The organism is Collinsella sp. TF08-11AT (assembly GCF_003437035.1).
GTDB lineage: Bacteria > Actinomycetota > Coriobacteriia > Coriobacteriales > Coriobacteriaceae > Collinsella.
Window position 1 is genome coordinate 36,565 of the sequence record NZ_QSRL01000001.1, and the last position, 13,544, is coordinate 50,108.

General features: G+C 59.2%; 9 protein-coding genes. All 9 read right to left on the reverse strand.

Annotation, left to right across the window (positions count from 1 at the left end; genetic code table 11):
- Nucleotides 1-68: 68 nt before the first annotated feature.
- The 9 genes from hisS to DXC79_RS00185 all read right to left on the reverse strand — a co-directional run bounded on the left by hisS (nt 69) and on the right by DXC79_RS00185 (nt 13,538).
- Nucleotides 69-1,382, reverse strand: coding sequence for a histidine--tRNA ligase (gene hisS, locus DXC79_RS00150; protein ID WP_117634244.1), 1,314 nt, complete (start codon nt 1,380-1,382; stop codon nt 69-71).
- A gap of 171 nt (nt 1,383-1,553) precedes the next feature.
- On the reverse strand, nt 1,554-1,817 hold the full coding sequence (locus DXC79_RS09965; protein ID WP_147327458.1) for a major facilitator superfamily domain-containing protein 7: 264 nt from the start codon (nt 1,815-1,817) through the stop codon (nt 1,554-1,556).
- Between the two features lie 236 nt (nt 1,818-2,053).
- On the reverse strand, nt 2,054-3,352 hold the full coding sequence (locus tag DXC79_RS00155; protein WP_117634246.1) for a M20 family metallopeptidase: 1,299 nt from the start codon (nt 3,350-3,352) through the stop codon (nt 2,054-2,056).
- A 116-nt stretch (nt 3,353-3,468) separates the two neighbouring features.
- Nucleotides 3,469-4,452, reverse strand: coding sequence for a DMT family transporter (locus tag DXC79_RS00160; RefSeq protein WP_117634248.1), 984 nt, complete (start codon nt 4,450-4,452; stop codon nt 3,469-3,471).
- A 200-nt stretch (nt 4,453-4,652) separates the two neighbouring features.
- Entirely contained in the window at nt 4,653-6,842 is a 2,190-nt protein-coding gene (locus DXC79_RS00165) for a YhgE/Pip domain-containing protein (RefSeq protein WP_117634251.1), read from the reverse strand.
- Nucleotides 6,843-9,617 (reverse strand): YhgE/Pip domain-containing protein, encoded by a 2,775-nt coding sequence (locus DXC79_RS00170; protein WP_233502898.1) that lies wholly within the window; start codon nt 9,615-9,617, stop codon nt 6,843-6,845.
- Nucleotides 9,618-10,120: 503 nt separating this feature from the next.
- Complete coding sequence (gene htpG, locus DXC79_RS00175; RefSeq protein ID WP_055250494.1) at nt 10,121-12,145, reverse strand: molecular chaperone HtpG; 2,025 nt, start codon at nt 12,143-12,145, stop codon at nt 10,121-10,123.
- Between the two features lie 202 nt (nt 12,146-12,347).
- Nucleotides 12,348-12,848 carry a GNAT family N-acetyltransferase gene (locus tag DXC79_RS00180; RefSeq protein WP_055250496.1) on the reverse strand — a complete coding sequence of 167 codons (501 nt, stop codon included), beginning with the start codon at nt 12,846-12,848 and terminating at the stop codon, nt 12,348-12,350.
- Nucleotides 12,849-12,887: 39 nt separating this feature from the next.
- On the reverse strand, nt 12,888-13,538 hold the full coding sequence (locus DXC79_RS00185; RefSeq protein ID WP_055250497.1) for a tyrosine-protein phosphatase: 651 nt from the start codon (nt 13,536-13,538) through the stop codon (nt 12,888-12,890).
- Between the last annotated feature and the right edge of the window lie 6 nt (nt 13,539-13,544).

A 13,544-nucleotide genomic window follows, 5' to 3' on the forward strand; every position in this document is an offset into this window, starting at 1 on the left:
AACACCCCCGTAACAATCGCTCTCCATGAGCAGGGCACGTTAGCAGGCCCGCAGCTCAAAAAGATGCGCTACAGGCGCTCGCGAACCGCCTCGACCACGTTGGCCAAATCGACGAGAACCTCGTCGTGACTCTGCATGTCGCGCACCTTGACCTTGCCGGCGGCAAGCTCGTCGCCACCCAGGACCAGGATGAGCTTGGCGCCCACCTTGTCGGCCTGCTTAAACTGGGCCTTGAGCGAACGACCCTGGTAGTCGGCCTCGGTCACGATGCCTGCGGCGCGAAGCTCCTGCGTGATGGCAAAGACGTTCTGACGCAGATCCTTGCCGGCATTGGCGACGTAGACGCACGGGGCCTCCTCGGCACCCAAGTCGTTACCAAATGCCTGAAGGGCCAGCAGGGCGCGCTCAAAACCGACGGCGAAGCCGACGCCGGCCGTGGGCTTGCCACCCTCGAGCTCGACCAAGCCGTCATAGCGACCGCCGCCACCGATGGAGCCGACACCGGCGCCGGGAGCCTCGACCTCAAAGACGGTACGGGTGTAGTAGTCCAGGCCGCGCACCAGGGTGGGATCCTCGACGTACTCGATACCGGCGGCGTCCAGATAGCGCTTGACCTGCTCGTAGTGCTCGCGGCACTCATCGCACAGGTTGTCGCCCATCAGCGGGGCGTCGGCCATGATCTCGCGGCAGTGGTCGTTCTTGCAGTCGAAGGCGCGCAGCGGGTTAAGCTCGGCGCGCTCGCGGCACTCGTCGCACATCTCATCGGCATGGTCGAGAATGAACTGCTTAACCTGCTCGCGATAGGCCGGACGGCATTGGGCATCGCCCATCGAGTTAATGAGCAGACGGAGCTTGGACAGATCGAAGCCCAGGCGCTTGTAAAACTCCATGAGCATAATGATGCACTCGGCGTCTGCCGCCGGATCGGGAGCACCGAGCCACTCGATGCCCACCTGGTGGAACTGGCGCAGGCGACCCTTCTGGGGACGCTCGCCACGGAACATGGCCTCGGCGTAGTAAGCCTTAAACGGCGTGGAGCCCTGGGGCACCAAGTTGTTCTCCACGACGGCGCGCACCACGCCAGCCGTGCCCTCGGGACGAAGCGCCAGGCGCTGCTTGGGCTTGAGCTTGGTATCGGTGCCCTCGGTAAAGACGCGCTCCAGGTTGGCGCCGCTAAACACGCGGAACATCTCCTTGCGCACGACGTCGGTCGACTGGCCGATGCCGTGGACAAACACGTCCACCTGCTCGATGGCGGGCGTCTCGATGGGCTTAAAGCCAAACGGCTCGAACACGCCGGCAGCGATCTGCTGCATCTTTTGCCAAGCGCGCATCTCAGCGCCGATAAGGTCGCGGGTTCCCTCCGCCTTCTGTGCCTGCATGGGCAAACACCTTTCTTTTGTATCGCGTCATAGGTAACGGTCATTATACGGCACAAACACATACAGCGGCGGCGCGTCTGACCGAACGAGGGTATGGGGGCTCGTTCGGCCAGATGCGCCGCCGCGGTAGCCACGGACGAAGCGGACAAGCGGCAATGCGCTTTGGCCTATCTACTCCCCCGCCACGCTCGCGCGCAACTTGGCGGCGATAGGCTCGGATGCTAGCAGGAACACAAGCATGACCACGGAGCACGCCAGGCACACAATCCAGGTGCTCGCAAAGGAGCCCGTGACATCGAACAGCACGCCCGAGACAATGGCGCCCACGGTGCCGCCGACCATCTCGAGCGAGGTAATAGTGCCGTGACCTTGCCGAGGTCGGCCATGCCAAACTGCTTGGACGCGGCGATGGTAGGCGTGATGGTGCCCATGCACGTTCCGATACCAAAGCTCACCGCGTCCACGATGGGACCGAGGTCCGTCGTCGGGAAGCACAACGCCACGCAGGCGATAATGCACGCAACGGAGCCAAGGATATTGCCAAAACGCAGGCCAAAACGGTCATAGATCGCGCCGAGCGAAATCTTGGCGATAACGACCGTGGCCATGATGACAAAGCCGGAGGCCACGACGAGCCAACCGGAGAAGAATTTATGCTGCTGGGCTATGGATTACTCCTTGTGGTCAGCGATATAGCCCAAAGCGACGGCGGCATAAGCCGCGGCGCCAAGGGGAAGCTCGGCATCGCTAAAACGTGCCTTGGGATGATGCTGAGCAAAATGCTCGTCCGTATCAGTCACAGCAGCGCCCACGGTAAAGTACGCGCTCGGGATCTCGCTCGAAATCAACGCGAAGTCCTCGCTCGCCATGGCGTGGAACAGCGGCAGGAAGGCGGACTTGGGCAGCACCGCGCCCACGTAGCCAAGCGACGCCTGCGTCATATCGTCATCGAGTACGAGCGGGGGAACATCCGAGAGCGTCTCGATAGTCGCCGGCGTACGATAGGTCGTGGCAACGCCTTTGACGACCTCCGCGATGCGGGCCTTGAGGTGCTCCATGAGCTCGACATCGAAGCCACGCAGCGTTCCCTCGAGCACACAAGTGTCGGGGATGACATTTGCGGCCTGACCGCCGGCGAACTTGCCAACGGTAAGCGCGACCTCCTTGGCCGCCGGCACCTCGCGGGAGATGAGCTCCTGAAGCGCCAGATGCACATGGACGCCGGCCGTGATGGGGTCGATGCAGATCTCGGGGCTCGAGCCATGGCCGCCCTTGCCCTGAAGCGTGATGCGAAAACCGTACACGCCCGAGAGCGCCGGGCTGCCGTAGAGCACCAGGCCAAGCGGCGACTGGCTATTGACATGCATGGCAAAGGCGACCTGAGGGCGCGGGTTCTGCAGCAGACCGTCGGCGATGGCGGCGCGGGCACCCTCAAAGGTTTCCTCGCCCGGCTGGAACAGCAGCTTAACCGTGGCGTTGGCATCAACAAGCTCAGTCTCGCGCGCTTTGAGCATACGAGCCGCACCAAGCAGCGCCGTCGCGTGCATATCGTGTCCACATGCGTGCATGCAGCCGTTCGTAGAGGCGAAAGGCTCGCCTGACTCTTCGGCAACGGGCAGGGCGTCCATGTCGCCACGAAGCATGATGACCGTACCGGCCTGCTCGTCCGTGCAGACGCCATTGCCTTGGGCCGCGGCGGCACCGGCGCCGACAAGGCCCACAACGCAGGAACCATCAACGAGCGTGGCAAATGGGATGTCCATCTCAGTCAGGCGCGCTTGGATATACGCAGAGGTCTGTGGGAGGCTATTACCCAGCTCGGGCATCTGGTGGAGATCGTGTCGCCACGCAGCGAGCTCGTCTGCAAAAGCCTGAGCTTCTGCAACGAGACCGTCACCGATAGCGGTCTGCGCCGCTGCGGTGGCCTTGGGCGCTGATTGCGGTTGAAGATCGGACAAAGCTGGTGCCATAGATGCCCTCCAGTATCGTTTTTGCAGCAAGCACTTTGATAGCGTAAAGTGCAAGGTACTACTTTAAGGGCGAGGCATAAAAAATGCCGCCCCGGGAGGGCGGCGCAACAAGTTGTTTACAATTGCGGGCGCGGCTTTCGACGCAAAAAATCGAAGTGAGTCTCGCTCAAGATAATCGACAGGAAGATGAGCGCGAAGCCGGCGAGCAGGCGCGAGGTGAGCGCCTCCCCCATCAGCAGCACCGAGAACAGCACACCCGAAGGCGACTCCATCGAAAGGAGCAGCGAGCCCGTCGAGGCCGGGACATGCGCCAGGCCGACGTTTTGGATGAGCAGAGCCGCGCATGTGCAGCCCACCGAGAGAAACGCCATCGCACTGATAAAGCTCGGCGTCCACACGGACAGAGGCGCTTGGGTCTCGAATAGCAGCGACGTTGCCAGGCTCAGCACGCCGTTGCCCACAAACATCCAAAACGTGATGACGTTGATGTCCATTTTGCGACCGTACTTGGCAGTCACCGCCATCTGGATGGCGAAAAAGGCCGCGCCCGCCAGCGTAATGACGTCACCAATGTTGAATTCAACGCTATCGAGTGCGACGAGGCCAATGCCCGCTAGGCACAGCAGCGCGGCACCCAAGTTGTAGCGCGTGAGCTTTTCGCCGCTCAGGAAATAGCTCGCGAACGGCACAAGGATGCAATACGTGCCCGTCAAAAAAGCATTCTTGCCCGCCGTAGTATGTGCCAGACCGACCGTCTGCAACGCATAGGCCGCCCACATGAGCACGCCCATACTCAGGCCAACGATCAGGTTGCGAGCGTTGAGGTGCGCGATGATGCGCTTGTGGAAGACGGCAAACATGACCAACGCTGCGGGTAGAAAACGTACATAGAGCAGCGCGAACACCGGAATGGTGCCGAGTGCGTCCTTCATAGTGGTAAAGGAGTAGCCCCAGATGACCGCCACCGAAAGGAGCAGAACCTTCCAGAACAGCGGAGAGCGTGCGCCAGCGCCCCTCGGAATACCGCCCGCGCCCAAATCCTCACGGGCAACAGGGCTATCGGGCAAGTTTTCGATTTCGTTGGCAGCGTATTGGGCCATGGAACATCCTCACACTCAATCTGGGCGTGGTGTCCGCACGCGTATGGCTGCGTGCCGCCTCATGGTCAAATAAAAACGGGACGCGCCGGACCCCCGGCACGCCCCGCTACTGTAGCAACAACCAGCGTTGCACCGCAATCCAGCCCACTAAAGCGTCAGCAAAGTGAACCTCGATGTTTTGTCAATGTCACGCTGTTGCACTAAATAAGCTTCGTGCTTTCAAGCTTTTCGATGATCCAGTCGTTGGCCTTGATGACCGGGCGGCGGAAGACGACGCCCAGGCCCAGCGACGGAATCAGATAGCTCGCCAAGATACCCAGCTCAACCCAGTACTCCATATGGTAGGCGCCAGCCATGGCGGCGTGCATGGCGTTGATGCCGTGGGTAAACGGCAGGAACGGGTAGATCGCCTGGAACACGGGGCCGGTCATCTCGATGGGGAACGTACCGCCTGAACCGCCGACCTGCATGACCAACAGCACGACAGCGAGCGCCTTGCCGATATCGCCAAACGAAACCGTGAGCGTGTAGACGATATTGGAGAACACGAGACTCGCGACCCAGCCCGCCAGCACAAACTGCAGCGGGTTGTCGCATTGGATGCCAAAGAACAGGATGTCGCCCGCGCACACGAGTGTCGCCTGCAGCAGGGCCAGACCTCCAAAGAACAGGTAGCGGCCCAGGTAGATCTCGTGCAGGCGCACGGGGATCAGCTCGTTGATGAGCTCATCGTCAACCGATACCTTCATCATGGCCGCCAGCACGATCGAGCCGACCCACAGCGACAGGATCGTATAGAACGGCGCCATGGCCGAACCGTAATTGCGGATCGGATAGACCGGCTTGCGGTCGAGCGCGACGGGGCCGGAAAGCGACACGGCCAAACCCTCGGGATCGTTGCCGATCATCGTCTTGATCGTGGCAAGGTCGTCCGACATCAGGGCGCCATCGAGCTCGTCCTTAAAGGCGCTGATCTTGTCCGATGCCTCACCCAGCTGATCGGAAGCCTTGTTGACCAGCGTCGCAGCCTTGGAGAGGCCCTTTGCGAGCGAGCCAGAGGCGTCGGTCAGACCGCTCACGGCGCTATCCAAGTCACCCGAGATACCGTTCAGGGAATCCAGAACGCCCGAAATGGTCTTCTTGAGCTCCTTGGCCTTAACCGAGAACGTGGAATCGTAGTCGGACTTGGCTCCCGAGATACCCGCCTTGGCATCGGCGATGGCCTGGTCGACCTCGGCACGCGAGTTGTTGACCTCCGCCATGCCGTCCGAAAGGGACTTTGCGGTCGCCGTCAGGTCCTTCGCATTGTTGCGGTACTCCACGGCAATTCTGCCCAGCGACGTCGCAGCGGACTCGAGACCGTCTTTGAGCTTGTCATCACTTACCTGGTCGGCAAGGTTACGGAGCTGATCGGTCATCGCATCGATATCGTCAGCACGCGTATTGAGCGCCGCTGCGGCTTCGTTGAGCTGAGACACCGTAAGGTCAACATGCGGTTTCGCGGCATCGAATGCCTTCGCAAGCTCGGCGGACACGTTGTCGAACGAGCCCGCGCTTCCGTCAATCGCCGCGTCAACGGCATCGTTGGCGGCCTTGAGCGCTTCCTTGGAATCATTGATGCCACTCTTGGCGTGCTCCATCAGCTGCTTCGTCGACTCATCAACGGTGCCCGTCTGCTTGAGCATGCCGCCCGCCGATGTCAGTGAATCGGACGTGGAGCTCAAAATGCCCGCGAGCGACGTCGCACTCGCCTGAACGTCCTGCAGGTCCTCGACCGAATCGCCCAGCGTCGAGGACAGATTGGCGATAAAGCTGCTCACCTGGTCGGTACTCATATAGTCGAGCAGGCTGGACACGGTCTTAAGGCCGATGGTCGTGATGGTCTTGGTAAAGGTCTCGTTGACCTGACTCTGGACGGCGCTCGAACCCTTTTCAGTCACGATCTGTGCGATGGCGTTGGCCTTCTGATTCTCATAGAACTCGATATCGGCGTGCTTCACCTCGGTCGAGAAAAGCGTCATCATGTCGGCGCTAAACGTTTTAGGGATAACGACGGCAGCGTAGTACGCGCCCGACTTAACGCCCTCAATCGCCTTATCACGGTCGTTGAGGACGACCCAGTCGAAGTTCTCGTTGCCGCGCAGGGTGGCGGTTACGTTTTCGCCCACGTTGACCTCGACGGGAATCAGATCGCTCTCGTAACCCTCATCGGTGTTGACCACTGCAATCTTAAGGTTGCCGGTATTGCCGTAGGGATCCCAGCTTCCGGCGATGTTAAACCATGCATAGAGACATGGCACGATGATCAGGCCCATCACGACGACCATGCCGATCACGGAGCGAGACACGTTTTGGACATCGCGCTTAAACAGGTGCAGGATGTTTTTCATTTATGCCTCACCTCCTTTAGAGTGCTTGCCAAGCGAGGTGGTGTCCCCGTCGTTTCCGTTTACGTTGTCAGCGCCGTCGGCATCTTGAGCCTTACGATGCGCACCGATATGCGACAGACGGCTCGTAGGCTGTTCGCCTCCCTTGGCGCCACGCTCGCTGGCGTTGAGACCAAACATGCGACGGGCGGCAGGGATGGCAGCCGTGTGCTCGCGCATCTCGCGGCGAAGGTCCTCGTCCGAAAGCGCCGAGATACGCATCTGGGTATTGAGGCTCGCACGGATGTATTCGATGTTGATGAGCCAGCCGCAGATGGCGATAACCGAAATGATCCAGATAACGAGCAGGATGATCTTGCCGTTATTGTCGATATCGAGCACCGTCGAAAGCACAAAGAGCAGAACCTGCACGCCTACCACGGCGGCAAAACCGCCCTTGATGTAGTACGGGTAGCGATGCTCAAACGCCACGGCATGATCGAGCAGCTCGCGACGGTACGAATCCGAATCGAGCATGACGCGCATGGCCGTGCGCAGCGAATAGCGCTGGCGCGGCAGGTCGTTGGACTCGCAGATCATGAGGCCCGTCGTGGAAAGCTGCTTGTCAAAGAGCAGGTTGAGGTTGAGCAGCAGCGGACGCAGCTGCAAGCCAATAAAGAGTGCGATGGCAAGGAACACGCCCAGGATGCACAGGTTGAACAGGTAGTTGAACGAATACATGCCACCGACGGTCTCGCGCAGCAGGTTGATGCCATAGGTGAAGGGCAGCAGCGGATGCAGCCATTGGAAGAAGCCGGGCATCATCTCGATGGGATACATGCCCGACGAGCCGGGGATCTGCACAATGACGAGGATGACGCCAATGGCTTTACCGATATGCTTAAACGTGGTGGACAGCGCATAGATGATGTTGACGTAGGTGAACGAAATAGCGATGCCGCCCAGTACAAAGAGCAGCGGATTGACGCACTGAACGCCAATGACCAGGTCGCCCACCGTAACGATAATGGCCTGGAACGCGCCCAGGATCACCAGCAGCAGCCAGCGGCCAAAGTAGCCCTGACGCGCCGTAAAGCTACCGATGCCCTCGCGGTCGACCTCGAGTTTATAGATAGCGATGAGCACATAGCCGCCTACCCACAGCGCCAGATTGGTGTAGAAGGGCGCGATGCCCGAGCCAAAGCTCTTGACCGGATAGATTGACTTGGACGTCAGCTCAACCGGAGATGCCATGAAATCTGCCACGTCATTGACGTCGACGTCCATGAGGTCGGCTAACTCGCCCATAGACTCAGAGGTCTGCAGCGCCGCAATGTCATTGGCGGCGGTCGCGAGCTTGTCCTGAACCTTGGCAAGGGAGGCGTCGGTTTGGGACAGCGTGGTCTTTGCCTGCTTGAGCGTGGCGTCGAGCTGCGCCAGCGTGCCGCGCGCGCTCGCTATCGTGGGGGTCATACCCGACACAATGCCGGTCAAATCGCCCGAAACGGCGGCAAAGGAGTCAAGCGCGCTCGAAGCCTTCGGAAGTGCGTTCTGACCCAGATCGGTCTGAGCCTGACCGAGGCTAGCCGTACCGGTCTGAATTGCCGCGTTGAGTGCGTTGCTCGCGTTCGAGATTGCCGTAGCGTCGTTTGCCATGGCGCTCGACTGTGCAGAAAGGCCATCCTTGATGCTCTGCAGCTTCTGGTTTTGCTCGCGAAGCGAATCGATGGTCGATACAATGCGCGCGTCAATTTCCTCGGAACCTGTCGACGTGTCATTAACGAGAATCTCCAAGCGCCCGATAACGGCCTTATTGTGATCGATCGTCGCCTGGAGAGACTCGAGCGAGTTGTCGATGCGGGTGGTCGTAGATGTGACCGTACCCGTTAGCTTGCCAATCGCAGCGTTCGCGGAGGCTGACGTCTTGGTGAGTGCAAGGCTACCTTCCGAGAGTGCCTTGGAGAGCGAGGTGATAGAGTTGCCCGCCGTGGCGCGAGCCTCGCCCAGCAGGTCGTTGCCCTGGGAGATTGCCTGCGTCAGCGACGGTGCCTGACCTTGCAAGCCGGCAAGCGCCGCATCAGCCGAGGCGATAGCGCCACTCGTCTTATCGATGGCGGCATTCATATCGCCAATCGAATCGCGCACCTCACCCAAGGTGTCGGATGCCTCGGACACCGAACTTGTCAGCGAGTCCTGAGTCTGGGTTGCCTTGTCCTTTAAATCGATGCCGGCATCCTTGGCGATGCCCGCTACGGTCTCGCCCACCGTGGAGACAAACTCCGAGTTGATCTGCTCCTCGATGGTGTTGGCACCGGTATCGGTGACCTTGGGCGCAATGGCGCTCTTCTTCTCATTGACGTAATAGGTGAGCTTCGGCTGATGGTAATTGCCATCGAGCATCGAGACAAGATTGTCGGAGAAGTTCTTGGGGATTACGATCGCCGCGTAGTATTCCCCGCTCTCGACGCCCTCTTTGGCATCGGCAGCCGAGTCGACGAAGGTCCAGCCCAGCTGATCGTTTTCCTTGAGCTGGTCGACCACCTTATCGCCCGCATTGAGCTCGCCCACTAGGTCGTTCTGAGTGCCCTGATCGTTGTTGGCGATAGCGATTTTAATGCCCTGGGTGTTTCCATATGGATCCCAGTTAGCCACGATGTTGTACCAAGCGTACAGCGAGGGGATAACGCACACGCCAAGGGTGACCACCAAGGCGACGGGGTTCACAAGCAGTCGCTTAATGTCGCGCTTGAATATCGCAAAGGAGACCTTTGCATCGGATAGTTTGCTGCCGAGACTCACGCTTGGACCATCCATCCTGTCGTTGAATCAAATCGTACTATCGACAACCATTGTACGTAGGCGCTTTAACGTCTCAGAGCACAATGGTATTGAGTTTTGCGGGTAGCAATATACTACGAAGATAAGTTAGCGTACAGTTGTACAGTATCTTTAATTTCAGCAGGTCACAAAACCACAACCCGCACAAATTAGCAGTCCGAATAGTCATTGGGGACGTTCTTAAACGACTAGTCAAACAAGAACGTCCCCAACGACTAGTTTGGACCACGGTAACATCGATGTTTTAGCAATGCCAGCGAGCGGGCGCCAGAGCGAACAAATTGGCATGAAAAGAGGACGGCATAGACCTTCTGGTCATGCCGTCCTCTTTGAATGACAAGTTGTCGCTCTGGCGCCCGCGCAGCGTCGACTGGTCCGCCGTTCGTTAGAACGGCGGAACTGAGGGCAGCGTCGACCGGTCTGCCGTTCGTTAGAACGGCGGAACCAAAGGCGTGACTACTTAACTACATCAAGTTGCAGACAGCCGCCGCGAAGGCAACGGGGTCCTCGGGGAGGATACCCTCGACCAGCAGGGCCTGATCGTAGAGCAGGCCGGAGTACTGCTTGATCTTGTCGGCGTCGCCTGCCTTCTGGGCAGCGACAAGCTTGTCAAAGACCGGGTGCTTGGCGTTGAGCTCGAGCACGCGCTGGCTCTTGGGCATACCGTCGGGCGCGCCCTCGGGTCCCTTCTGGAGCACCTTCTCCATCTCGAGCGAAAGCGGACCCTCGGTGGTAATGCAAGCGGGGGCATCGGTCAGGCGCGCGGAGACGGCAACTTTCTCGACCTTGTCACCGAGCGCCTCCTTCATAGCGCTAAAGAGGTCCTCGTTTTCCTTGGTGGCGTCCTCGGCCTCCTTCTTCTCGTCCTCGGTCGCCAGATCAAGATCGCCAGTCGCGACGTTCTTGAGCTCCAGGTGACGATCCTCGACCTCGGGCTCGGCACCGTCGGCAACGGCCTTCTCGGCAGCCTCGCGGGCGGCGTCGTCTTCGTAGATCTTAGGCATATCGGCGGCAACGTACTCACGCATAGCCTGGAACGTGAACTCATCCACATCCTGCGTCAGCAACAGCACGTCATAGCCGCGCTCGAGCACGCCCTTTACCACGGGCATCTTGGCCAAGCGCTCACGCGAGTCGCCGGCGGCGTAGTAGATGGCCTTCTGATCCTCGGGCATGCCCTTGGCATACTCGGCCAGGGTAATCATCTTCTGCTCCTTGGCAGACCAGAACAGTAGCAGGTCGGCGAGCTCATCGGCCTTCATGCCATAGCTCGAGTAGATGCCGTACTTAAGGCCGCGGCCAAAGTTCTCAAAGAACTTCTCGTAGGCCTCGCGGTCGTTGTCGCGCATGTCCTCAAGATCGGCAGTGATCTTCTTCTCGACACGCTTGGCAATGGCCTTGAGCTGACGGTTCTGTTGCAGCGTCTCACGCGAAATATTGAGCGTCACGTCGGCAGAGTCCACGACACCGCGCACAAAGTTGTAGTAGTCGGGCAGCAAGTCGTCGCACTTCTCCATAATCAGCACGTTGGAACTGTAGAGCGCCAGGCCCTTCTCGTAGTCCTTGCTGTACAGATCGAACGGGGCGCGACCCGGCACAAACAGCAGCGCATCGTACTCAAGCGTACCCTCGGCATGGAAGCTGATAGTGCGCGCGGGATCGTCAAAGTCGTGGAACGTGGACTTGTAGAACTCGTTGTAATCCTTCTGCTCAACGTCGGAGCTGCGCTTTTTCCAAATCGGCGTCATGGAGTTGATGGTCTCGAGCTCCTGGTAGTCCTCGTACTCGGGCTTGTAGTCGTCGCCGGCGTCCTCGGGCTTGGGTTTCTGGCGGCTCTTGCTCACCATCATCTGAATCGGGTAGCGCACATAGTTGCTGTACTGCTGAATCAGGCTCTTGAGGCCCCACTCGGTCAGGAAGCGATCGTAGGTCTCGGCCTCGCCGTCGGCGTCGAGCTTCTCGTTCTCGCGCAGCGTCAGGATGACATCGGTACCGTGCTCAGCACGCTCGCCATCCTCGATGGTGTAGCCCTCAAGACCGTCGGACTCCCAAACGTGGGCGGTGTCCTCGCCATAGGCGCGGCTGACAACCTTTACGTGGCTGGCAACCATAAAGGCAGAGTAGAAGCCCACGCCAAACTGACCGATGATGTCGACATCGGAACCCTGCTGCTCGGCGTTCTCAGTCTTAAACTCCTCGGAGCCGGAATGGGCGATGGTGCCCAGATTGCGCTCGAGCTCCTCGGCGGTCATGCCAATGCCGTTATCCGAGATGGTAATGGTGCGGGCGTCTTTATCAAAAGAGACGCGAATAGCCAGGTCGCCCTGGTCGAGCTTGACACTCGGGTCCTGCAGGCTCTTAAAGTTGAGCTTGTCGACGGCATCGCTGGCGTTGGAGATAAGCTCGCGCAGGAAGATTTCCTTATTGGTGTAGATGGAGTTGATCATGAGGTCGAGCAGTTTTTTGCTCTCGGTCTTAAATTGACGCATGTGCAGTCCTTTCGCGCTACCCCCGTCCGCAAAAATGGCCCGGTTGCCCGAGCCGCATTGCAGACCTGCTATGTTCAGACTTAGATTTTATAACCCATTAGCGCGCATATATACATACGGAATCGAAAAACTGTATGTCCAAACGCTCTGATGCGCCAATTGCCAAGGAGTGTCCCCGACTGCCGGCAGGAAAGGAACGTCCCTATCTGCCATCTACGCGCTTGGCCATCCAAACATGGGGCTGGCCCTCGTCTTCGTAGTCCACCGGGGCAATCTGCGTGTAACCCGCCTTGGCATAGAGCGGCAGCACGTATTCCTGCGCGTGCAGCTTAATGAGCTTGGCGCCGGCATCACGCGCGCACGTATCACTGGCCTCGACAATCTTGCTCGCCAAACCGCGACGGCGCATGCTCGGCAGCACGGCCACGCGCCCCATAATGTAGGTCTCCCCCGCCGCGACGCCTTCGTCCAAGTCGCACGCCGGCGACACCGGAGCCTCTGCGTCAGCTGCGCGCTCAAGCTCTTCGGGAAACACGCGCGAGCAACCGGCAAGCTCACCGTCTACATAGAGCGTCACATGGATGCAGTTCGGATCCTCGTCGATAGCGTCAAACTCATTCTCGTAGCCCTGCTCGTCCATAAAAACGACGCGGCGCACCAACGCCGCGTCATCAAAGCATCCCGTCTTAAGTTGGATATCCATGGCTGCCCTTTCATTCAATGCGAACGTTAGGGACAGATTTTAGCGAAAATGAGCTCCGCGCACGCTAAACTTCGCGCGAGCCTTCGCCAGGCAGTCGTAATGACCCACGTTATGGGCATCGCTCGCGATGAAGCTGTACAGGTTCTGATCGAACAGGCGCTGTGCCGGCTTTTTCTCGCGACCAAAGCGACCGCCGGCAATAAAGTCCGCCGAAGCCTGCAGCTTGCAGCCCATATCGACCAGGCGCTCCGCCACGCTTACATCCTTTTGAACCGCACGATAGCGCTCAGGATGAGCGATGATCACCTGGTAGCCACGGCACTGCAAATCGTAAATCGTGTTCTCGTACTCTCTAAACGCATACGCATCGGCATGCGTCGAAAGCTCGAGCAGAAACTCGTTGGTCCCATCGAAATGCAAGTGATCCGCGGCATCGATACCAAGCTCAACGAGCTTTCGATGGTTGACCTCGAAGCCCATCTGGAGCGGAAAACCGTCAGCGTTATCGCGCAGCAGCTCAAAGGCATCCCACATCTTGTCGTAATCAAAATAGGGATCACGGCAGTGAGGAGTGCAAACGATTCTGGTTACACCGGCCCGCTTGGCAGCCTCGAGCATCGCCAAGCTCTCTTCGAGATCGGCGGCGCCGTCGTCTACACCCGGCAAGATATGGCAATGAATGTCACGCATAGGTCA